Source organism: Aminobacter carboxidus, assembly GCF_014863355.1.
In the GTDB taxonomy this organism is placed as follows: domain Bacteria; phylum Pseudomonadota; class Alphaproteobacteria; order Rhizobiales; family Rhizobiaceae; genus Aminobacter; species Aminobacter carboxidus.
Genome location: NZ_JACZEP010000005.1, coordinates 1 through 21,586, shown reverse-complemented (window position 1 = coordinate 21,586; position 21,586 = coordinate 1). Strand labels below are relative to the sequence as shown.

The 21,586-nt window shown below is 59.0% G+C and carries 22 protein-coding genes; 11 read left to right on the top strand and 11 right to left on the bottom strand.

Features of this window, described 5'->3' with window-relative positions:
- Nucleotides 1-13: 13 nt before the first annotated feature.
- Genes trbL through trbB form a run of 7 tightly spaced genes read right to left on the bottom strand, consistent with a single transcriptional unit; the run spans nt 14 to nt 6,304 of the window.
- Nucleotides 14-1,201, bottom strand: a complete 1,188-nt coding sequence (gene trbL, locus IHE39_RS16610; RefSeq protein WP_192567225.1) for a P-type conjugative transfer protein TrbL — start codon at nt 1,199-1,201, stop codon at nt 14-16.
- On the bottom strand, nt 1,195-1,395 hold the full coding sequence (gene trbK / locus IHE39_RS16605; RefSeq protein ID WP_192567224.1) for an entry exclusion protein TrbK: 201 nt from the start codon (nt 1,393-1,395) through the stop codon (nt 1,195-1,197). The genes trbL and trbK overlap by 7 nt, the downstream gene beginning before the upstream one ends.
- Nucleotides 1,396-1,403: 8 nt before the next feature.
- Nucleotides 1,404-2,159, bottom strand: a complete 756-nt coding sequence (gene trbJ, locus IHE39_RS16600) for a P-type conjugative transfer protein TrbJ (protein WP_210327601.1) — start codon at nt 2,157-2,159, stop codon at nt 1,404-1,406.
- Nucleotides 2,160-2,181: 22 nt separating this feature from the next.
- Nucleotides 2,182-4,659, bottom strand: coding sequence for a conjugal transfer protein TrbE (locus IHE39_RS16595; RefSeq protein ID WP_192567223.1), 2,478 nt, complete (start codon nt 4,657-4,659; stop codon nt 2,182-2,184).
- Between the two features lie 14 nt (nt 4,660-4,673).
- Complete coding sequence (locus IHE39_RS16590; RefSeq protein ID WP_192567222.1) at nt 4,674-4,973, bottom strand: conjugal transfer protein TrbD; 300 nt, start codon at nt 4,971-4,973, stop codon at nt 4,674-4,676.
- Complete coding sequence (locus IHE39_RS16585) at nt 4,966-5,343, bottom strand: TrbC/VirB2 family protein (RefSeq protein WP_192567221.1); 378 nt, start codon at nt 5,341-5,343, stop codon at nt 4,966-4,968. The genes IHE39_RS16590 and IHE39_RS16585 overlap by 8 nt, the downstream gene beginning before the upstream one ends.
- Nucleotides 5,333-6,304, bottom strand: a complete 972-nt coding sequence (gene trbB / locus IHE39_RS16580) for a P-type conjugative transfer ATPase TrbB (protein ID WP_192567220.1) — start codon at nt 6,302-6,304, stop codon at nt 5,333-5,335. The genes IHE39_RS16585 and trbB overlap by 11 nt, the downstream gene beginning before the upstream one ends.
- 343 nt (nt 6,305-6,647) lie before the next feature.
- Here trbB and IHE39_RS30945 point away from each other — a divergent pair, with 343 nt between their 5' ends.
- The 5 genes from IHE39_RS30945 to ligD all read left to right on the top strand — a co-directional run bounded on the left by IHE39_RS30945 (nt 6,648) and on the right by ligD (nt 12,403).
- A complete protein-coding gene (locus IHE39_RS30945) occupies nt 6,648-6,782 on the top strand; it encodes a hypothetical protein (protein ID WP_281397569.1) in 135 nt (44 codons plus the stop codon).
- A gap of 94 nt (nt 6,783-6,876) precedes the next feature.
- Complete coding sequence (locus IHE39_RS16575; protein WP_343070095.1) at nt 6,877-7,251, top strand: DUF982 domain-containing protein; 375 nt, start codon at nt 6,877-6,879, stop codon at nt 7,249-7,251.
- Nucleotides 7,252-8,122: 871 nt separating this feature from the next.
- Nucleotides 8,123-8,413 carry a hypothetical protein gene (locus IHE39_RS16570; RefSeq protein ID WP_192567219.1) on the top strand — a complete coding sequence of 97 codons (291 nt, stop codon included), beginning with the start codon at nt 8,123-8,125 and terminating at the stop codon, nt 8,411-8,413.
- A gap of 583 nt (nt 8,414-8,996) precedes the next feature.
- Nucleotides 8,997-9,863, top strand: a complete 867-nt coding sequence (gene ku / locus IHE39_RS16565) for a non-homologous end joining protein Ku (protein ID WP_184774406.1) — start codon at nt 8,997-8,999, stop codon at nt 9,861-9,863.
- A gap of 2 nt (nt 9,864-9,865) precedes the next feature.
- Nucleotides 9,866-12,403: a DNA ligase D gene (gene ligD / locus IHE39_RS16560; RefSeq protein ID WP_192567218.1), complete on the top strand. Its 2,538-nt coding sequence runs from the start codon at nt 9,866-9,868 to the stop codon at nt 12,401-12,403.
- Nucleotides 12,404-12,443: 40 nt separating this feature from the next.
- On the opposite strand, the gene ku (IHE39_RS16555) is transcribed toward ligD, so the two are convergent.
- Nucleotides 12,444-13,253: a non-homologous end joining protein Ku gene (ku, locus tag IHE39_RS16555; protein ID WP_192567217.1), complete on the bottom strand. Its 810-nt coding sequence runs from the start codon at nt 13,251-13,253 to the stop codon at nt 12,444-12,446.
- 138 nt (nt 13,254-13,391) lie between these two features.
- On the opposite strand from ku (IHE39_RS16555), the gene IHE39_RS31135 reads away from it, so the two are divergent.
- Both IHE39_RS31135 and IHE39_RS16545 read left to right on the top strand, forming a co-directional pair.
- A complete protein-coding gene (locus tag IHE39_RS31135) occupies nt 13,392-13,739 on the top strand; it encodes a DUF982 domain-containing protein (protein ID WP_353527953.1) in 348 nt (115 codons plus the stop codon).
- A 94-nt stretch (nt 13,740-13,833) separates the two neighbouring features.
- Entirely contained in the window at nt 13,834-14,139 is a 306-nt protein-coding gene (locus IHE39_RS16545; protein WP_192567215.1) for a DUF982 domain-containing protein, read from the top strand.
- Nucleotides 14,140-14,321: 182 nt separating this feature from the next.
- Here IHE39_RS16545 and IHE39_RS16540 read toward each other — a convergent pair whose 3' ends face one another.
- Complete coding sequence (locus tag IHE39_RS16540; protein ID WP_192567214.1) at nt 14,322-14,555, bottom strand: hypothetical protein; 234 nt, start codon at nt 14,553-14,555, stop codon at nt 14,322-14,324.
- 250 nt (nt 14,556-14,805) lie between these two features.
- Between IHE39_RS16540 and IHE39_RS16535 the strand changes: the two genes are divergently transcribed.
- The 4 genes from IHE39_RS16535 (at nt 14,806) to repC (ending at nt 21,023) form a co-directional block, all read left to right on the top strand.
- Nucleotides 14,806-15,033, top strand: coding sequence for a hypothetical protein (locus tag IHE39_RS16535; protein WP_192567213.1), 228 nt, complete (start codon nt 14,806-14,808; stop codon nt 15,031-15,033).
- 2,407 nt (nt 15,034-17,440) lie between these two features.
- Entirely contained in the window at nt 17,441-18,631 is a 1,191-nt protein-coding gene (gene repA / locus IHE39_RS16530) for a plasmid partitioning protein RepA (protein WP_184774338.1), read from the top strand.
- The gene (gene repB, locus IHE39_RS16525; protein ID WP_192567212.1) at nt 18,631-19,656 is read left to right on the top strand and encodes a plasmid partitioning protein RepB; all 1,026 of its coding nucleotides are present in this window, start codon (nt 18,631-18,633) and stop codon (nt 19,654-19,656) included. Before repA ends, repB begins: the two co-directional genes overlap by 1 nt.
- Nucleotides 19,657-19,811: 155 nt before the next feature.
- Nucleotides 19,812-21,023 carry a plasmid replication protein RepC gene (gene repC, locus IHE39_RS16520; RefSeq protein ID WP_192567211.1) on the top strand — a complete coding sequence of 404 codons (1,212 nt, stop codon included), beginning with the start codon at nt 19,812-19,814 and terminating at the stop codon, nt 21,021-21,023.
- A 3-nt stretch (nt 21,024-21,026) separates the two neighbouring features.
- Here the strand turns inward: repC and IHE39_RS16515 are convergent, their stop codons facing one another.
- Both IHE39_RS16515 and IHE39_RS30680 read right to left on the bottom strand, forming a co-directional pair.
- Nucleotides 21,027-21,374 carry a DUF4143 domain-containing protein gene (locus IHE39_RS16515; protein ID WP_246485524.1) on the bottom strand — a complete coding sequence of 116 codons (348 nt, stop codon included), beginning with the start codon at nt 21,372-21,374 and terminating at the stop codon, nt 21,027-21,029.
- Between the two features lie 66 nt (nt 21,375-21,440).
- On the bottom strand, nt 21,441-21,586 hold a 146-nt coding region (locus IHE39_RS30680), incomplete at its 5' end, for a site-specific integrase (RefSeq protein ID WP_192567210.1).

Below are 21,586 nucleotides of genomic sequence, written 5' to 3'. Positions count from 1 at the left end.
AGCTGTGTCCGGGCTATTTGTTTTCGTTTGCAAGGTGAACTGGCGAAGCCCTGCCGGGCGGCCGGCTTTGGTCAAGCTTGGCATTGGCGAGACCAAGCAGCGAACCGGCATGGGCTCCTGGCGAAGCAATCGCCTTATCCTTGGCAGCCGATCCGGCCGCCCATCCGGCGCTGCTGATCCCCGAAGCCATGCCGCGTAGGGCTGCCGCCGCCATGGAGGAGCCGCTCGCGCGGGCAGCACTGGCCGCCGAAGCGCCGCTGGTGGCGGCATTCGCGCCAAGGAAGGCGCCACCTGCCGCGAAGGTTGCAGCCTGCCCGCCATGGCGGATCGCCTCCATGCCGCCGGCGACAGAAGCTCCTTGCACCACACCTTGGAGGATGGCCGGCACGTACATGGCGATGATGAACACCACGACGGCTATGCCCGCGATGGCAAGTGTCGTGACAAATTGTTCGGACTTTGCCGTTGGCGCTTCAGCCAGACCAAGCAGCACTTCAGAGCCGATCCGCGCGATCATCACCAGCGCCATCAGCTTCATCCCGACAGAGAAGGCGTAGATGAGGTAACGTACGGCAAAATCCTTGGTGAAGGACGATCCGCCAAGGCCGAGCATGATCATGCCGGCGAGAAGGCCGACATACATTTCGACCAGGACCGCGACAAAGATTGCCGCAACAAGGCTGAAGCACACGACGACCACAACCATGGCGAAGACAGCGGCTATCGCCAGCGCGTTGTCTTCGAACAGGCCGAACTTTGCCTGTTCAGACATCTTGGAAGCGACACGGATGCCGGCGTCGAAGATGTTGGCGGGCGACGCTGATCCGCCACCAGCGCCAATCTGGAACAGGCTATCGACGACCGCCTTTGCGAAGCTCGGACCCTGATCGAGGATGAATGCGAAGAGGCCGATGAACATGATCCGGCGCACGAGCTCGGCAAACCAGCTGTCGAGCGAGGCGGTGTTTATCGCAAGCCATACCGCTGCGACCGCAACCTCGATCCCCGCTAGAATCCAAAACAATGAGCGGGCCGCGTTCATCACTGTTGCCTGCCAGCCACGTGCAGCCGTCACGACCTGGTTCTCCAGGGTTGTCAGCACCGAGCCTTGCTGGGCGAGCGCTGGCGTACTGGCAAGCAGGATTGCGCCGATCACTGCGAAAGCGAGTTGGCGCTGGCCCATTTGTGTGATCGTTACCATCGCGGCCGCATCTCCTGGCCGCCGCGCACGTTGCGATTGGGATCACCGCCGAAGAACTTTTCCGCACGCTCCCGACGTGCTGTGTCCGGCAGGCGGGCGGGCGCCTCATCGGTCGATGCGCATTGCACCACCATCCAGATAGCACCACCGACACAAGCGCTAAAGACGGCGCCGATCGCGAACCCGATCATCATATGAGAGCTCACCAGCGCGGCTCCATCATTTGTCCACCCCGCACACTGGGTGACGTCGAACTGAAGAAGTTCTGGCGCCGCGCCTGCGCCAGATCTTTGTCCGCCTGTGTTGACTGGAACCACGTTCCCATCATCGTCGTCTGTTGCGAGACCAGCCCCCGAAGTTTCTGGAATTGCGCCACCTGCTGGGCCGCTATCTGATGGCCGACCTGAAGCGCCTTCATCTGACCATCGGCAGTCTCGGACATGGAGCGAAGTGAGCTCATAGTCGTCTCCTCAGAGGTGAATTGGTCCGCCGTCAGGCCTGCCGCTTTGAGCGTGCCGGCAATGGTGTCGCGGTTTGTTGCCGACCAGGTCTGGTAGTTGCCGGAAAAGGTCTCGCCATCCGCGAGGCCCGTCTTGAAATCGGCAAAGCTTTGAAAGCGCTGCTTGAGCACGTCATCGATGTTGCCCATCGAAAATGCGATGCCCTGCCCTTGCCCGACCACGGCCTGCAGCTTCTTGAGATCGCCCTCGACCTGACCCCACATATGCTTCGGCAGCCGGGCGGTGTTCTGAAGCAGGTTGTTGTAGATGTTGAGCTGGTTCTGGATTTGCTCGGCCAGCTGGGTGATCTGCTTGATCTGGTTGTTGACCTGCTCGGCCGACTTGCCGACAAGCGCGATCAGCTCGGCATTGTTGAGGAGCTGTGTCCATTCTGTTGCCTGGCCAGTAACGCCGCCCGCATAACCGGCTTGGGGTGTAATTGCGGCAAGCATGAACATGATCGCACCGGCACCAGTCAGCCTATGCGGATGTAAAGAGCGATGCAGCACTGCCAACTCCTCTCATTTCGAGCCAATGGGTCGGCCAATCGCGGCCATGTTCGCGCTTCAGCGCTAGGATGCGTTTGAGGTCCTCCTTGCCAGAAGCGCCGACGAAGGACAGGGCAACCGGTCCGAGCGACATGTCAAACAGCCGCCGGCCCTCCGGCGAAGCGACGTAGTACTCACGCTTGGGAACAGCAGTGGCGACGATCTCGATCTGGCGTTCATTGAATCCGATGCGCTGGTAGAACTCACGCGTGCCTGCCTCGCGCGCCGCCCCATTGGGCAGGCAGATCTTTGTCGGGCAGGATTCCTTCAGCACATCGATGATGCCGGAGCGCTCGGCATCGGAGATCGACTGGGTGGCAAGCACCACGGCGCAATTGGCCTTGCGCAGCACCTTCAGCCATTCCCTGATCTTGTTGCGAAACGTTGGATGACTTAGCATCAACCATGCCTCGTCCAGGACGATCAGGCTGGGTGCGCCGGTCAAGCGCTTCTCGATCCTGCGGAAGAGGTAGGTCAAGACGGGGACGAGATTGCGCTCGCCCATGTTCATCAACTGCTCGATCTCGAAGGTCTGCAGCGATCCAAGCGACAGGCTGTCGCTCTCGGCGTCGAGCAGTTGCCCCATCGGACCGTCGACGGTGTAGTGGTGAAGAGCCTCCTTGATCTCGCGCAGCTGAACGCCCGAGACGAAATCGGAGAGTGAGCGTCCGCGGGCCGCGACCATCAGTGCAACTTGCCGCGAGATCGCGTTGCGATGATCAGGTGTGATCCCAACACCTTGCAGTGCCACGAGCGTCTCGATCCATTCGGTCGCGAAAGCCCTGTCAGCATCAGTGGAGAGATCCGATAGCGGGCAGAAGGCGAGTGCCGGTCCGAAGTTCGCCCCCTCCCCTGCAGAAACGTCGCTGTCCGCCCCGATCTCATAGTGATCGCCACCGGCGGCCAGTGTCAGTGGCAGCATCGATCTGCCCTTGTCGAAGGCGAAGATCTGGGCCTCGGGGTAGCGCCGGAACTGGGCCACGATCAGCGCCAGTAGCGTCGACTTCCCGGATCCGGTTGGGCCGAAGATCAATGTGTGGCCGACATCGTCGACGTGCAGGTTCAATCGGAATGGTGTCGAGCCCGACGCGACTTGGATCAGCGGTGGGGAAGAAGGCGGATAAAAGGGGCAAGGGGCTACGGGGCTCCCTGACCAGACCGAATTCAGGGGAATGAGATCTGCAAGGTTGCGCGTGTTGATCAGCGGCTCGCGGATATTGGCGTACCAGTTGCCAGGCAATGAGCCGAGGAAAGCCTCGGTCGCATTCAGCGTTTCGATCCTCGCCCCGAAACCCTCGGCCTGGACCAGGCGTCGTACGGCCTCGCAGTTTTCCCTTAGGCGCGTGCTGCTTTCGTCAAACAGCACGATCGCCGGTGTGTAGTAGCCATAGGCGACAAGTTGCGAGGAGGCTTGCGCTATCGCATCTTCTGTCTCCGCCACCATCGTCATGGCATCCTGGTCGAGAGAGCGCGACTGCGTCTGGAACAGCTGGTCGAAAAAGGGCCGCACCTTCTGCTGCCATTTCTTGCGCGTGCGCTCGAGCTTCTGACGGGCTTCCTGGTCATCGAGGAACATGAAGCGCGAGGACCAACGGTACGTCAGAGGCATCAGGTCGAGAGAGTTGAGAATGCCGGGCCAGCTTTCGGCCGGCAGACCGTCGATTGCAACAACGCCAAGAAAGCGGTTTTCGACGAGCGGTGTCAGCCCGTGCTGAAGCTCGGCCGTCACCAGCCAGTCGAGGTACATTGGGATGTCAGGCAAACGAACCGGATGGTTCTCGCCTGTGATGCAGAAGCGGATGAACTGAAAAAGCTCATCATAGCGCGCAGTCACAAAGCCGCCGCGCTCCTCGACAGAGCGCGTTACCATTCGCCTGATCGACAAGACGTTGGCAAAATACTGCTCGACTTCCCGGATTGCAGTTTCAAACGTCTGCAACACCGTGTCGGCATAGGTTGCTGCTCGGCTCCCTGCGTCTGAATACAAGTAGCGGGTCAGCCCCGATTGTTGCCGCACCGGCGGACGATAGGTCAGGATCAGTGCATGCCGGCTCTCATAATGACCTTTCTCTCGCTCGAAATGCCACCGCCGCTCATCGTCGATTGCGCGCGTGACGGGATCGGGAAAGTGGCATTCCGCAGTTGCGGGATAAGCGACGGTCGGAACCCTCACCGCCTCGACCTGGATCATCCAGCCAGTGCCGAGGCGCGAAAGGATGGCGTTGATCTGGCGGGAGATCTCGTTGCGCTCGACCTCGGTAGAGCTTTCCGAGTCCGGTCCAGCGAAATACCAGCCAGCCATCAAGCTGCCATCCTTGAGCAGGATGACGCCATTGGCGACCAGTCCAGCGTAAGGAACAAGATCGGCAAAGGACGGGCCGGGATGCCGAAACAAACACAGTGGTGCCATGGTTTTCTCGCCCCTCAGTAACGGCGCCAGGGTGTTGAAGTTGGCCGGTAGTGCGCGCGATAGGAGACATGTCTGAGGTAGACGCGCCGCATCATCGGATCAGACCTGGCCATCATGCGAAGTGCCGCGACCACCACGATCCAGACGGTAATCCCAAACAGTGCGGAATAGAGCGTCAGCACGACAAAGATGAGGATTATGGCTGCGAGCCCGGTGACGAGCACCAGCTCGCGGTCTGCGCCCATCAAAAGGTTCGGACGTGACAGGGCGCGATGGATGCGGTTGCGCTGGAGATGGGACCCTGTATCAACCACGCGCCCGCTCCCCTGTTTCAAAGGAGGTAACAAAGGCTTCGACGTCGCCGATCGAGGCGCCGGTTGCGCCAAACAGCGCGACGATCTGAGTGGCGCCGAGCAGAATGCCGGCAACCAGCACCACATACATGAGCCGGCGCGCGAAATCGTTGAGCTCGCCGCCGAAGATCAGCATACCCCCGGCTACGGCAACAGCCGCCAGCGCAATGAAGCCCGCCACCGGTCCAGTGATCGATTGCTGGATCCGTTGCAGCGGGCCTTCCCAAGGCAGGCCGCCACCGGAACTGGCAAGCGCCGGATCAGCCAGCGCAAGTGAAAGCAAAAAGGCAAAGGCGCCGACAATGAGGACGGTCTGACGATCATGCGACATGGCGCTGCTCCTTGATCTGCGCGTAAGTCTTGGTCTGGTAGTGAGTGCCGGCGAAGCGTTCGACATGGACGACATCGCTTACCCTTCGGCCTCTCGTCGTGCGCGCGATCGACACGACCAGATCGACAGCCTCGCCAATCACTTCTTGCATCGGCTGCTGGCTCACCTCCGCAGTCAGTTGTTCGAGGCGGCGAAGTGCTGACATTGCCGTATTGGAATGGATCGTCGTTACGCCGCCGGGATGGCCGGTGTTCCAGGCCTTCAGCAACGTCAGTGCCGCACCATCACGAACCTCGCCGACAATGATACGATCTGGTCTCAGCCTCATCGTGCTCTTGAGCAGGCGGGCCATATCGGCCGCGTCGCTGGTATGCAGCGACACCGCATTTACCGCGGCACACTGGATCTCGGCTGTGTCTTCAAGAATGAGCACCCTGTCGTGCGGCGCCGTTTCGACGATCTCGGCGATTATCGCATTGGCAAGCGTGGTCTTGCCGGAACCCGTGCCACCAGAAATCACTATGTTCAGTCGCGACGCGATCGCATTGCGGATCACCGACGCCTGGTTCTCCGTCATCACGTTCGAGGAGACATAGTCGGCAAGTGGGATCAGTCGCGAGGCGCGCCGCCGGATGGTGAAGGTCGGGGCGGAGACGACAGGCGGCAGCAACCCTTCGAAACGATGGCCGCCGATTGGCAATTCGCCCGAGATGATCGGGCGATCCTCGCCCGCTTCGCAGTGGAGTGCGTGTGCGACGCTGCCGATGACGATTTCGGCCGCTGCGGCATTCATCTCGCCGGCTGGCGAAACCCCATGCCCTAGCCGTTCGATGAAAAGCCTTCCGTCGGGGTTCAGCATGATCTCGACGACCGATGCGTCGTCTAGCGCCACGCAGAGATCGTGGCCAAATGCATCCCGCAACTTGCGTATGAGGCGGGGATGAGAGCGAAGTTGCGTCATGTCGGCTACCTCATGCTGCTCGATGAAAGGTGGCGGAGACCTCGCTGCGATGCGACTGGCCTGCTGGCCCTCCCGCGGTTTCATGAATTGCCCGTGCCATCACCCCTTCAAGCCCTAATTGCCGGATACACGCGAAGTCATCACAGAACAGGTCTTGGTGAGAGTGTGGAATTCTACAGTCGGCTGAGATGGCCAGTCGGGCAGCTACCCATGGGCAAGCCCTTTTCCAAGACCTGCCGAATTGGCTCACTCAAGTCCTTTCGCAGGAGCTCGGGCAATCGGCGTTGTCGGAACCGTTTGGAGCGCCAGCAGTTGATGCAGGCGTCTCACAGGAGATGGTCAGATGGGCAAGAATACAGGCATGCAAGCGATGCTGGTGGCCGTTGCGTTAGCTGTCTTAGCCATGTTCGTTATCGGGTTCATGGACCGCGCGCGCGATCCTGTGGCAGAAACCACCCAACACACGCTCGATCATTAAGTGCCGCTTGAAGCTGGGTGTGGACAATAGTCCGCGCTCGTTTGAGGGCGGGCGCCGGTTCCCTGCGTTGCTCAGCTTTGGATCGAATGGGCTGATGATGGCCTCAATCCCGTTTCTTTTGATAGCCGGAGGCACCCTTGACGATAGCAGCCAGGGTCGGATGGGTGCAGGGAATAATCCCATTGACGACTGTTCGCCTCCACCGCAAAACGCATCCATGACTAAAGGCCAATTCAAGAAACCGGTGCGAATCCAGCTGGGGCGGATCGACCGAGACAGGTTCGTCATGGGCCCCAAGGATGCGGCAGAAATCCTTCTGAGAGAGTGGCCGCTGGAAAACTCACCATCTCGGACAAAAGCGATGGAAGCCTGCCTGTTAGTCATCCGAAGGCACAAGCCTCCCAGCTACTCCAGAAGATACTTCGTCGCAGCCTGCAAGGAGGCTCGAATCTTATTGGAAGACACGTAAACACGCTTCCCGCAAGGATCAGACCCCAGGATACGGCAGACGCAATTTAACTCAAAATTTACCCAACCTTAAAGCCCCTGTGGATGCGGCTTAATCGCAACAAGAGGAACAGGTACCGAAGGAATCGGGAGGCACTAAACCGCTTGGAATGCGCAATGGACGATGTACCGAAAATAAAGTCTGAGCGGTGGGCTCCGCTCAAATGTTTGGCGAATGTGGCGCTCCTTTTCGCGCCAATAGCCATCGCGCTTGGCCTTCTGGTTATGGTGACTGCCGGTAGTGAACGGGATGTGGATCCTGTTCTCACGGGCACGGTTCGACCAAGCAGGTGAAACTTCCAACATCACCAACTAGGTAATTGTTATGGTATCGCGTGCCCATTACCCCGACTATTTTGGTCGGCGCGATCACTGCAATCGAACTCCTCTTCCTTGTACCACGGCTAGGCAAAGCCCACCCTGGCCAAAGCTGGACGAACTTTCGCTGCGCCCATGCCGGTGCTTACACGGGCTCAGCGCCAAGTCCGCATTGCCAAGGCAGTGCGCGACGTCGCTTGAGTACTTCAGGCATCAGCTGCTCGGTACCCCAGGAAAAGATCCGCGGGGTCGAGCTCCGGGCCCGATCCATCCTGGATCCGGCACAGTTGGAACCGTTCGCCCTGTCGCTTCGTTGAGGACTGGCTTTCGTTGGCACAAGGGTCAGTGGCATTGCCAGCACGAGCATTGCTCAGATCATCGGCGCCCTGCCCCTGCTTCGATACCTCGTGATTTTTCAGGGCGAACACGATGGCGCGATGAAAAAGGATCGACCAATGGCTAATGAAGATGACAAGATTGCCCCAAAACCTTCAGGACGCGAAGCCTAGGAAGCGTTGGAAAAGCAGGTAGCGCAGATGAAGCGGGAGATCGGCAAGATTAACCGATTGCTCGCCGAACGTGCGGAAGACGCTGCGGAGGAAGCTGAGGGATGGCTGATCGGAGCCAGCGACCGCGCATCGCGGGCAACCCAAGCTCTCCGCAACCAAGCCCAGTCTGTCTCCGAAACTGTCAGAACCAATCCTGGCACCATGTCATCGGCAATGCTTTTCGGCGGTATGATTGGCTTCCTGATCGGTTGCCTAGTGAGCCAAACGAACTCCGACTCCCAGCGTCACTGGTATTGAGCTGCACGTGACCAGCAATGGCGGGAGGCAATTGGCAGCGCCCTTCGTTTGGGGCGCCGCTTCCCAAGGCAGTTGCGACGTCGCATCGTTCGCGCCCCCAATCTATTTACGCCCCTGCAGGCGCACCAACTCCTCGTATGTTGCGCCACATCGGTCATAGGTGCTGAGGTTTTTGGTCTTGGTGCAACCTGCCCGCTCGACGATGTAGTCCAGGAGATGTGCCAGGGTGAGGTCGCCCCCTGCCCTTAGCATGTCTATGCGGTCGTATTGCCTTCGCAACCCGCATTTCTCGCATGAGACCACGATCTTGTGGGAAGGCCATTCAGACTGCATAAGCATGAAACAAAAGAGGAACACACGCCATGCTTTGTCAAACCGCGGGCGATGATTGCACAAGAAAGGCAAGTGTCTGATCATTCTCGCGCAGTGAGCCGCCCCCTTAGCAGCTCAGCGCGGCAGGCATTGTGCTCAAGCCAGTCCAAAATCTCGCCGGGCGATGCGAGCGCGCGAACGAGACAAGGAAGCCCCCGGAACCAACGTTCACAAAGCACGTTGCCATTCTCATAACGAGGAGCGTCGAAACGTGGCACCCAGAGCGAATTGGAAGGGTTTCCTCAAGGTTGGTGAGTTGACGTGCCCGGTGGCGCTTTTCACGGCCGCATCGACGTCTGAGCGTATTGCATTTCACACGATCAATCGCGCCACCGGCAATCGTGTTCGCCGCGAGTTTGTTGACAGTGAGACCGGCAAACCTGTCGAACACGATGACCAGGTCAAGGGTTACGAGATTGGTTCGGGAGAATTCGTTGTCCTGGATCCCGACGAAGTGTCGGCAGCGGTCCCCGACAGCGACAAGACCTTGGCGGTGTCGGCGTTCTTGCGCTGTGCCGAAATTGACGACGTCTATTTCGACAAACCCTATTACCTCGCACCCTCAGACAAGCATGCCGAAGAGGCGTTCGCCCTTATTCGAGAGGGCATGCGAAAGAAGAAAGTCGCAGCGCTGGCGCAGACCGTCCTGTTCAGGCGGGTGCGCACTTTGTTGATCCGACCCTACGGCGAGGGATTGATCGCCACCACCCTCGTCTTTGACTATGAAGTCCGCCCGGCAAAGGAAGCCTTCGACAAAATTTCCGACATCAAGATCAAGGGCGAGATGCTGGAACTCGCCGAACACATCATCAGGACCAAGAACGGAACATTCGACCCAGGTAAGTTCGACGACCGCTATGAGGCTGCCCTGGCCAGTTTGGTGAAGGCCAAAATCGACGGCAAGAAGATCGAAGTCCGCAAGCCAGCGGAGCGTGGCAAGGTCATCGACCTGATGGAAGCGCTGCGACAAAGTGCCGGCTCGCCGGACGGAAAGAAACGCAAAACCGCAGCCCGCGGCACGAAAGCTGGCAAGAGGGCCAAATCTGGCGACGCAGCTTCGCGCCGAAAGGCCAGTTGACGATGGCCCTCGATACCTACCGCAAGAAGCGGAACTTCAAAGCGACCCCGGAGCCAAGGGGGCGGAAGGCCCGTAACTCAGGGCATAGTTTTGTCGTGCAAAAGCACGATGCGTCACGCCTGCACTATGACTTCCGCCTCGAGTTGGATGGTGTCCTGCTCAGCTGGGCTGTAACCAAGGGCCCCAGCTTGGTGCCGGGCGAAAGGCGTCTTGCAGTTCATGTTGAGGATCATCCGCTTGAGTATGGCGGGTTCGAAGGTACTATCCCGAAAGGCGAATACGGTGGCGGCACGGTGCTGCTGTGGGATCGAGGAACATGGGCGCCCGCGGGCGACGCACGCCGTGGGTTGGTCAAAGGGCGTCTGGATTTTGAACTTCACGGACAAAAGCTCAGTGGCCGATGGCACCTGGTACGAATGTCAGGCAAGCCGAGAGAAAAAAGAGAAAACTGGCTTCTTATAAAGGGCGATGACGAAGTCGCCCGATCAGAAGCGGATCCCGACATCCTTGATGAGCGGCCCGAATCCGTGGCCACCGGACGCGACATCGCTGATATTGCCACGGAAGCACTGGGCTGGTCCTCCAAGACGGGCAAGATCGAAAAGAAGCGAGCGAGCGGCCGAACGCCAACCGGTGGCACGGCACCAGACAAGGCCTCTCCAAAGCTCGCGGCATTAGACGGTGCGAAAAAGGCATCGCTTCTCGACTTTGCGCCTCCCTCTCTTGCCACGCTGATGGCGTCAGCTCCGAGCGGCAACAAGTGGCTGCATGAAATCAAGTTTGACGGTTACAGGCTGCAGGCTCGCGTCGAAGCCGGGAAAGTGCGCCTCTTGACGCGCAGCGGCCTCGACTGGACACAAAAGTTCGGTAACAAGCTGATCTCCACCTTCTCGACGCTTCCTGCACATACTGCGCTCATCGACGGCGAACTTGTCGTGGAGGCCGGCAACGGCGCGTCCGATTTCTCGGCACTGCAAGCTGATCTCAGCGCCGGTCGTACGGAGCGCTTTGTCTATTATGCCTTCGACCTGCTTCATCTCGACGGCTACGATCTGCGCGGTGCTTCACTGCTTTCGCGTAAAGGTCTGCTCGAAAAACTCATCGACGGACAGACCGATATGGTCCGTTACAGCAGCCATTTTGAGGAGGACGGCGATCTTGTCTTGCGCCACGCCTGCAGGCTCAGCCTGGAGGGCGTCGTATCAAAGCTGAAAGACGCCCCCTACCGTGGCGGCCGCACAAGGAATTGGATCAAGTCGAAATGCTCCGCCAGGCAGGAATTCGTCGTCGCCGGCTACGTCCCCTCGACAACGTCGAGCAAGGCAATAGGCTCATTGGTGTTGGGCGCCTATAGAGGCGGAGAATTGAAGCACGTCGGAAGGGTGGGCACTGGATATACGGCCGCCATGGCGAGTTCTTTGTTCAAGCAGCTCGAACGGATCAGGATACCGTCAAGTCCCTTCGCGCAACGGCTGTCCGCGGACGAAGCCAGGCAAGTGCGTTTCGTTCGCCCCGATCTCGTGGCGGAGGTGGAGTTCAGAGCTTGGACGGCCGACGGCATCCTGCGGCACGCCTCTTTTCGAGGCTTGCGTGAGGACAAGCCGGCCGCTGATATCGTGCTCGAGAGGCCCAAGGCAGTGTCAGAACCGAAGTCGCCGCAGCGTACCGTCAAACTGACCCATCCCGACAGGCTGTATTGGCCGGACCAAGGTGTAACCAAGGAAGGCCTGGCGGACTACTACGCTGAAATTTGGCGCCACATCGCGCCGTTTGTCGTCGGCAGGCCACTGGCTTTGCTGCGCTGTCCCACGGGCATCACTGGTGAGAAATTCTTCCAAAAGCACGCTTGGAAGGGCATCAATCCAAACATTGTCCTCGTCCACGACCCCAAAGGCCCGCCGGGTGAACAACTGATCAGCATCCGCGACCTCGATGGATTGATGGGACTGGTGCAATCGGCCGTTTTGGAAATCCACCCGTGGGGATCGACGGTCGCCGACTGGGAACGGCCCGATATGATCATCATGGATCTGGACCCTGGCGACGATGTGGCTTGGAGCACGATCGTCGCGGCTGCTGAGGAGACAAAGAGCCGCCTTGAAGCGGCTGGCCTTACCTCCTTCGTCAAGACATCGGGCGGCAAAGGCCTGCACGTCGTCGCCCCGCTGAAGCCCAAGGCTGGTTGGCCTGCAGTCAAGGCCTTCACCAAGGGCATTGCCGACGCGATGGCCGCAGATAGCCCCGATCGCTATGTGGCGACGATTTCCAAGGACAAACGAAAGGGCAAGATTCTGATCGACTACCTTCGCAATCAACGCGGGGCAACCGCTGTGGCGGCATTTTCCACCCGCGCCCGTCCGGGCGCCGCGGTGTCCATGCCACTTGGCTGGACCGAATTGGATTCGACGATCGGCCCGGCGTATTTCACCGTCGACAACACACCAATCCGTCTCGCTTCACTTGCCGCCGACCCTTGGGCTGATTTTCGCGCGGCAGCGGTGCCACTGAAGGCTTCGGCTCGTGGCAAGGCCGCAAGCTGAATTTGTCTGCGACGCGCGTCCTTGTGGAAACCACCTGAGATCAAGCGCGGCCGCGTTTGCCATTGCTTGAGCCGATGCTCTTGCGCAGGGCGTCCATGATATTGATGACGTTGCCGCCGCTGTCTTGTGGCTTAGCCTTCGTCTTCGCGGCTTTTTTTCGGCCCTTCTTCTTTGACGCGATTATGTCGAGCAGACGCTCCTGCACCGGATCGCCTGCCATCTTGGGATTCCAAGGCTTCGTCCGTTCTTCGATGAGCTCGCCGACAAGTTTGGTCAATTGGGGGTCGGCCTTGGCATCGCCGATCTTTTCGAAATAATCGCCTGTGTCACGCACCTCATCGCCATATCGAAGTGTCCACAACACGATACCTTTGCCCTTGGGCTCGAGCATGACAGCGCGTTCGCGCCGGTAAAGCACCAATCGCGAAATGCCTACCTTGCCGGTCGCTTCCATTGCGTCACGGATGACCGAAAATGCTTCCTCACCGACAGGATCGTCCGGTAGCAGGTAGTGTGGTTTGTCGTACCAAATCCAGCCGATTGAATCGGCATCTACAAACATGTCGATATCAATCGTACGTGTACTTTCGAGCCCCACGGCCTCCAACTCGTCATCCTCCAGTAGCACGTAGTCATTCTCACCGCGCTGATAGCCCTTGACTTCGTCGTCTTCGGCCACCGGCTTGCCACTTTCTGCATCAACATACTGGCTGACGACCCGGTTATTGGTCTTGTTGTTGAGTGTGTGAAACCGAACTTTTTCCGACTCGCTGGTTGCGGGTGACATGGCGACTGGACAGGTCACCAGCGACAGCTTGAGATAACCCTTCCAGAATGATTTTGGTGCCATGTCACGCGCCCTCATTGATGAAGATTAACGTCGCTTGCCGTGTCATGTTCCCGGGACAGTCAGGCCGGCCTCCCCCATCTGCTCTCACTTGTGCATATCGTCGGTCAGACCGCCGTGTTGACTCCGACAACCCTGCCTATGGCAACTTTGCCGTTGCATTTGGATCTGTGGCCCGTTTTCGAGAACGGCTTACTTCCGCCTCGATCGTCGCTCTTATGCGATTTGGGATCGTCAGTACGGACTGCCAGGATGGATTTGGTACCGGCAATCTGGGTTAGGGGCGGTGCGTTGTCGCTCCGTCGGATCAGCTCTATCGAAGAGGCTGCCGCCCTACTGACTGATTGGCCTTTCGATCGACGAGGCACGTTCTATTACCTTGCGAACCAGGCATTAGAGGGGCTGGTCGAAGGGTCAAGCGCGGGGGCACGACTGGCATTCGAAAACTTCTGCCGCGAAGCCGGCATACTGGTCGACCAGACTTATTGATCGAGGGTGCCAATCCGCCACTTTTTCGCCAAAATGACGTAACGGAATGCCTTCAAGCTCGTCAGCGATAAGCGGGCAATCAAGGGAGAATGTCGTGAAAGTCCATGCCTTTGATCGGTCCATTTTCGTGCGCGACGACAAGAAGTTGATCCACGAGCTTGAAAGCATCGATGACGCGTTGGCTTTCTTGGCCGCATGGCCAGAAAGTAGGCGCGGCCCAATCTACCAATCGGCTTTTCGCGCTTGCCAGGCGGTTCGTGAAGAGCGACTTCACTTGGACGGCGCCCGCAATGCCCTGCATTGTTTTGCACGGTCGGCGGGCATTCTGGAGCAGGCGCCGGTGTCAATTGAGCCGTGGATGATCGTCCCTCGAAATGGACGCGGCGGAATCTTGGCCTAAAAACTAGACCAAGGCCCTCTAAGGTCAAAGAGCCCGCGGTACTCAACACATATCCGCGGAACCTGATCTTGCCCCCGGCATGGTTTGTTTTCGGTTAACAGATGCGCCGGCTCAGTCCGCTCTCGCGATGTCGCTCATCCGCAGCCGCTCGGCCGCTGTGTCTAAGAAGAGAGCTGCTGACGCTATCCTGCGGACTCGTTGCCCTCGCCGTTCGATGACAGAACCCCGAAATCCTGAGACTTGGCTCCGGCGTCGGCTGACATAAAACCTTCCGACAAGAGGCCTCGACGCAGTAGTTCACGAACTGCGGCAGCGCGGCTTGGCATTCGCTTATGGAAGCGAAAATCCTCTACCGCCGACAACTCCTCGGAATTGAGCATTACCTGAAGACGCTCGCCACGCTCAAGCTCAGCCATTGTGCCCTCTACCCCGTTTAAGACACCAAATGAGTAAGTGGCGTTAATATCGTAAGTTGCGGTAATCAGGTCAAGACCGCTATAGGCTAACTGCGTGCCGACGAGCCCATCGGCTAGCAAGCACCAAAATGATTTTTGCACGCCAATCTAGCTACTGGCTAACTCTTTGATTTTACGAAAGATTTCGCGTATGCGCCTTGTCGACGCCCCGGAAATGAGGGACACTGGCGCGACAAAAGGAATAGTCCAAATGCGCGCTCTGTCTCCATCGCTAATGAAGCAAATTTCGCTCGCCATCGACGCTGCAAGGTCTGACGGGCAGATCAACATCGTGCAAATCGCCGATCGTGTTCAGAATGACAATCCGAATGAAAATGTCGCCTTGGAAGATATCCTGAGCGTAGCGCTCGATATGGCTCAGGCGACAGGAAACGTAATTGTGCTTGAGAAAGCTGAAACGGAGCAACTCACGCATTAGGCTCTCCGATAGGGAGGGAAGGCAATGTCGGCATTGGGCGCAAGGTGGGTTTGTCGCAGTTGGCGCGCCGATGTCGCGACGGATTTGGAAGCGCGCAACTGGACTACCGCCAGGGCGCCATCGGACGCGGTGCAAGCCCCCTGCTGAGTGAAAATGGTAGGCAAGCACCTGGCTTGGCCGCGGTATTCAGCAATGGGAGATCCTTCAATAGGCCCGGATCGAAACTTCCGTGCGGACCCGTAGCGCCTGGGGCGCTTTGTTCTATGCGGGAGGCTCACATGCCACCTCGTGGGGCAGCAGGTCGGTCAGCTCGACATCAGGTGAACCGCTGCCCGAGCAGAGATGTCGCCAAAAGGCGCTCTCACCATCCACGTCGGACCGTGGAACTGAGCGGATCGTGATGTCGACGGCACATCTCGCGGCGCCGCCCTTTTTGGAGTTCCGAGGATCAGTGGTCTGGCGCTGAGCGGCGCCGTCTTGCGTGTCCCTTTGCATTCTACGACGCCGACGCTCGTGTGTCTGGAACTTCGAGCACCGCGTCGCGTTGTGGCCACGTCGTCCGTCAAGGACACCGGGAGGAACCAAGATGAACAACATCATTTATCTGGTCGGTTTGGTCGTGATTGTTTTGGCAATCTTATCGTTTTTTGGCCTTCGATAGGCCCGGTGTTGGCCTGCCCTTCCCTGCACGTAGTGGGGGCTGGTTGAGCTCCAAACATTCTCATTCGATCGCTTCGGCAGACCGAGATGTTTCGCTTTGGGTCCAGTGCTTTGCCCCGCTGCTCGTCAAGATGGCTAGGCGATGGTGTGGGCTCCAAATATGATGCCTGCGGGCATTTGACGGAGAAGTTGTCCGCGGACAACTTTTCAATCGCAGAACTTCCCGACACCCACCCCTACCGATCGACGCACAACTCCTGAAGAGGAGTCCTATGTTGGTCCGAGTTCCGAATGAGGTCTGCGTAAGGCGGGGGCGTGCAAAGTTGTCCGCGGACAACTTTCTGCGTGGCTCCTCCTACCAGTGGCGACCTCGAACTTGATCGATCCGAATTCCTTGAGGGCCGTCGCCTCTGGCGCTCTGGCTGAGTGTCGAAATGCCGGCCGCTGCTACGCCACTTCCTGGAATGTGGTTGCCAGTTGACTGCGGCACAATCGCCAGTCCTTGCTGCGCCAATCTGATCGTTGCGCGCGCATGACGATTGCTAAACCGGTGGTGGTTGTCCGCGGCTAGCTATAGAAGAATGTGCAGTAGGGAGCTGGCCCGCGCCCGAGGTGCCGTGTGGAGGCCTTTGACGGTGCCAACGTCCATCGCGGCTGCCTCCCGTGAGCGGCAGCCTCGAACTTGAGTGATGCAGTGCGAGTTCCAGGCGGGCCCATCGGTTTGCAGTTGTCCGCGGACTACTTGTGAAGCGCGCGCCGCCCGGCGTCTTTGGCTGCCGAAACGCCGGATCTCGACCGCTGCTGCCGGTAGGGCGGGCCGCCTCATCGCTGGCAATGAGTCGAGTTGTCCGCGGACAACTTTTCAGACGCACCCCCTCGCCCTGTGTGGAAGCTCCAATGTGGACGGGTGCATACCAACAGAGCGCGATCTTGTGATGGAGTTGTCCGCGGACAACTTGTGAAGCGCGCGCTGCCCGGCGCCTTTGGCCGAGCGCCGAAACGCCGCTTCTCGAAGCGCTGCCGCCGACGGGCGGGACCACCCTCATCGCTGGCAAAGAGCCGAGTTGTCCGCGGACAACTTTTCAGATGGCGGCCGCTTGTTCAATGCCTCCCAATGTGAGCGATTTTGCATTCCCGAACGGAGTGCCGTCGTTGTGATGGCGCTGTCAGCGGACGACTTTTCAGACGCACCCGCTAGTCCTGTGCGGAAGCGCTCACAATGTGAACGGTTGACACTCCAAGAGAGTGCGATCTCGTGATCGCGTTGAACGAGTGTAGCTTGGGAAGCGCGAACCGACCGGCGCTTTTGGCTGAAAGTGAAATGCCGGAACTTGAGCGCGGCCGACGGTAGCCGGAGCTGTGTCGTTGCCGGGACAGTGCCGGGTTGTCCGCGGACAACTTTTCGAGGCGCGAGCCGACCGGCTTGGGCTGAGCAGTGAAATGCCGGATTTCTGATGCGTCCGCCGGTTTGCCGGAGCAGTTTCGTCGCCCGAAAAGAGCCGTGTTGTCCGCGGACGACTTCTTGGGGGAGGGCAATCTTGCGTGGCAAAGCCACTTTCAAGCAGGGGGCTTGAAGGAGGCGCCAGTTGAGCAGCGTCGACCATCTCCTTCAGCAGTGCGATGGCCGTCCGCCTGGTACTTGAGCGTTTATGGTTAAGCGTTTGTCAAATCTTCACGAATCGGGCCATACTCTGACTGCGCAGTTTGTTTTATTTTTTCGCGAAATGCGCAGTTCAGGGTTCACGGGATGATGCATAGCAAGATTGGCCACGAGCAGGAGCACCTTCCGTCGACGTTGTCTGCGGATTCGCGGGAACTGTCACGGCAGCTGCAGCTGCACCAACAGAAGATATTCCCGCCAACTTCCCAGAAGACGATCCGGCAGTTTGCTCCAGCCGAGGCTGCTCATTACATCGGTATTGCGGAGGGTTATCTCCGTCAGGTAGCAGGCGAGGGGTATGGGCCCGAGCCAATGGCCAACGGCCGGCGCCTGTACACTCCCGATGATATGAACCGTATTCGCGTGACTCTCGACGAAAAGAATGGCTCGCAAAAATATGTGCCGGTACGGCGCCCTGGTGAGAAGCTCCAGGTTGTAGCCGTCATGAATTTCAAGGGCGGCTCGGCAAAGACCACGACGTCGGCGCACCTTGCTCAGTTTCTTGCCATACGTGGCTATCGGGTTCTCGCGATCGACCTTGACCCGCAGGCGTCCCTTTCGGCGCTGTTTGGGCATCAGCCTGAACTGGATGTCGGCGAAGGAGAGACCCTTTACGGTGCGATCCGATACGACAATCCGCGGCCGATCTCCGACATCGTCCGGGCAACCTACACCCCCAATCTGCATATTGTTCCAGGCAATCTTGAACTCATGGAGTTCGAGCACGAAACGCCGACGGCGATTGCCAGGGGAACGGCGGAATCGATGTTCTTTGCCCGAATCGGCGAGGCCCTCGCCCCCATCGAGTCGCTTTACGATGTCGTCGTAATCGACTGCCCGCCGCAGCTGGGCTTTTTGACGATGTCGGCTCTCTGTGCGGCCACGTCGGTGTTGATCACTGTGCATCCGCAAATGCTTGACGTCATGTCGATGAGCCAGTTCCTCGCCATGACCAGCGAACTGATGGAAGTCGTCGAAAAAGCGGGTGGTCGCACAAGCTACGACTGGATGCGCTACCTCGTTACACGTTTTGAACCCAACGATGGGCCGCAAAGCCAGATGACGGGGTTCATGCGGGGTATCTTCGGAACGCGCATGCTCCAGCACCCGATGCTCAAGTCCACTGCCATCTCTGATGCGGGGGTTACCAAGCAAACGCTTTATGAAGTCGACAGGGCGCAGTTTACGCGTGGTACCTACGACCGTGCCATGGAGTCGCTCAACCAGGTCAATTCCGAAATAGAAAGTCTCCTCAAGAGCACGTGGGGCCGGAAATAATGGCTCGAAAGAATCTCATCGAAGTGTCCGAAAGCACCGCGCCACTGAGGCCGGCCGAGACGCTGTCGGCGTCCCGGCCGATCGCAGGGCTGGTTCCCTCAAACACGCGCCATGCGTCCCCGGTGGGTGGCATCGCAAAGACATTGGGAAACATCACTCAGAAGGTGGAACGCGCAAACGATCTTGAGCGTCAAATGGCCGAGGGGCATACGGTCATCGAGCTGGACACGTCGCTGATCGATGCATCGATTGTGCGTGACCGGCTGGAGATGGATGCCGTAGAACTCGCTCAATTGGTGGAGCAGATCAGGGACCACGGTCAACAGGTGCCGATCCTTGTTCGCCCGCACCCTGATGCTAAAGAGCGCTATCAGGTGGCGTATGGCCATCGCAGGTTGGCCGCGGTTTCGCAGCTTGGGCTCAAAGTTCGTGCCGTTGTCCGGAAACTTTCCGATGATGAATTGGTCGTCAGCCAGGGCCAGGAAAACAATGCGCGGACCAATCTGTCTTTCATCGAGCGGGCGCTGTTTGCGGCCCGTCTCGAGGACCGCTCGTTTTCACGAGAGGTCATCATGTCTGCTCTTGGCGTCGACAAGAGTGCGTTGTCCAAGCTGATCGGCGTCGTGCGTGCAATTCCATTTGAGTTGATCGAAGCCATAGGGCCGGCACCTGAAGTTGGACGCCGCCGTTGGATGGATCTCGTGGAAGCGATCAAGCCGTCGGCGATACCATCGCTTTTGTCACATCTCGCTCAAGCAGATCTCAAGAGCGAGAGCAGCGATGCGCGCTTCCAGTTCGTGTTCCGGGAGTTGACGAAGAAAGAGACCAAAGCACCGCCCTCCGGACAAACTGGCCGATGGGAGGCCGCGGACAGGTTGGTGAGCGCTACTACAAAGGCGAGCGGCACCACCTACACGCTCGCGCTAAGGAACAAGGGTGCAGCCGGCTTCGGCGGCTGGATCGCAGGCAATCTCGAGCGCCTGTACGAGACGTACAGGTCTGAAAAGGCGAAAACAGGAGACTGAACGCAAAAGAAAAAGGCCCCCAAACGTTGCCGTCGTGGAAGCCCTTCTCATAGCCTGAACAACTAGAGAATCGCATTTCCCCGAATCACTGTCAAGAGTCACGGCACCTAACAGGTGAGCAGATTTCTTTTGCCTCATTGAAAGGCAGAGGAATTATGGACCCGCATATTTCGACGACGCCCTTTGGGCGGCGATCGCTGTCGCTTGCCATGGTGGCAGGTCAGATGGCGGCCGACAGCTGCGCGCCTGGCGCCAGTACCAATAAATGGCAGGTGTTTCGTGCCGTCTGCGAGGCCAAGGGATTGCTTGGCGCCAGCGATCGCGCGCTTGCCGTACTCAACGCTTTGCTGAGCTTTCATCCCGACACGGATCTCGTGGAAGGGGAGGGGCTTGTGGTGTTTCCTTCCAATACCCAGCTGGCGCTCAGGGCGCATGGCATGGCGCCGGCGACGCTCAGGCGTCATCTCGCTGTGCTTGTCGACTGTGGCCTCGTGGTGCGCCGCGACAGCCCCAATGGCAAGCGCTACGCCCGCAAAGGCTATGACGGGGCGATCGAGCAGGCCTTTGGCTTCGATCTGACGCCGCTTCTGGCCCGGGCAAAAGAGTTTGAGCGGCTGGCAGAGGCAGTCAGGTCTGAACGGCGGGCACTGTTGCTGGTACGCGAGCGCATTACCATCCTGCGCCGTGACATTGCCAAGATGATCGCCTTCGGCCTTGAAGAGGGCATAGCAGCCGACTGGCAGCGCCTGCATCTCGAATATCGCGAGATCACGGCCACGATTCCACGCACGGCGAGCCGCCTTGAGCTTGAGCCGATTGCCGAAGATCTCGCCCTGCTTGCCCAGGAGGTGCGCAAGACGCTGGAAAGTCACGTTAAAACTGAAGAAACAAGCGCCAATGAGTCTCATTTCGAGCGTCACATACAGAATTCAAATACACACCTTCATGAATTTGAACCCGGCCTCGAAAAAGGCCAAGGGACGGCCGCTGCGGTGAAACTGGAGGCGAAGAGCCAGCCACCAACGGGTTATCCGCTTGGCATGGTGCTGCGCGCTTGCCCTGACATTGCCGATTATGCACGAAACGGTATTTCGGGCTGGGCGGATCTGGTTGAAACGGCAAATCTGGTGCGCGGCGCGCTCGGTGTCAGTCCAGATGCCTGGAACCAGGCCTGTGAAGCGATGGGGGCGGTGGATGCCGCGATCATGGTGGCGGCGATGCTGCAGAAGGGCGAAGCGATTTCCAGCCCGGGTGGCTATCTGCGCAGCCTGACAGCCAAAGCCTGTGCCGGCGAATTCTCGATCGGTCCGGTGCTAATGGCGCTGCTGCGTGGTCGGGGAGGTGACGTGCGGGCGAGGGCAGGGTGAGTATCAGGCGAGTTTTGCGAGCTCTGCGCCGACTGCCGCCAGCGGCATGGCTTCGACGTCGTGTGGCAGAGGATACGTCTCGGTCCCAGGGTAGATGACGATGTGCCTGTCGGGCTTGATGTCTTCGGCTGCAAGGTGGAAACCCTTCTCGACCTTGGGTGCCAGGCTGCGCTTGATCTCAATGGCCCAAACAGTAGAGCCGGGCAGGGTCAGCAGAACGTCGATTTCGGCGCCGGCAGACGTCCGGTAGAAATTCAACCGGGTGCCTGTAGGGGCTGCGGCTGCGAGGGTCACGGCGGGCGAAGTATCGAGCAGTTCGATGACTTCAGGGGCAATTCTGCGGGGGATCATCCTCGCATTCATGGAGTAGTGATCCATAAATGAAAGGAAAAAGGTTCGTTGGGCGTGGCTGCTGTGTCAGACGATGAGCCTCGCGGCACGCCCGAGCTTGCGTTCGGCGTCGTTGTAGTAGTGCGAAGCCTGGCTGACGGAGCGGTGCTGCGATTGCTGCATGGCATCGAGCAGCGGGATGCCGCGGCGCGCCGCCTCGGTGAGGTAGCCCG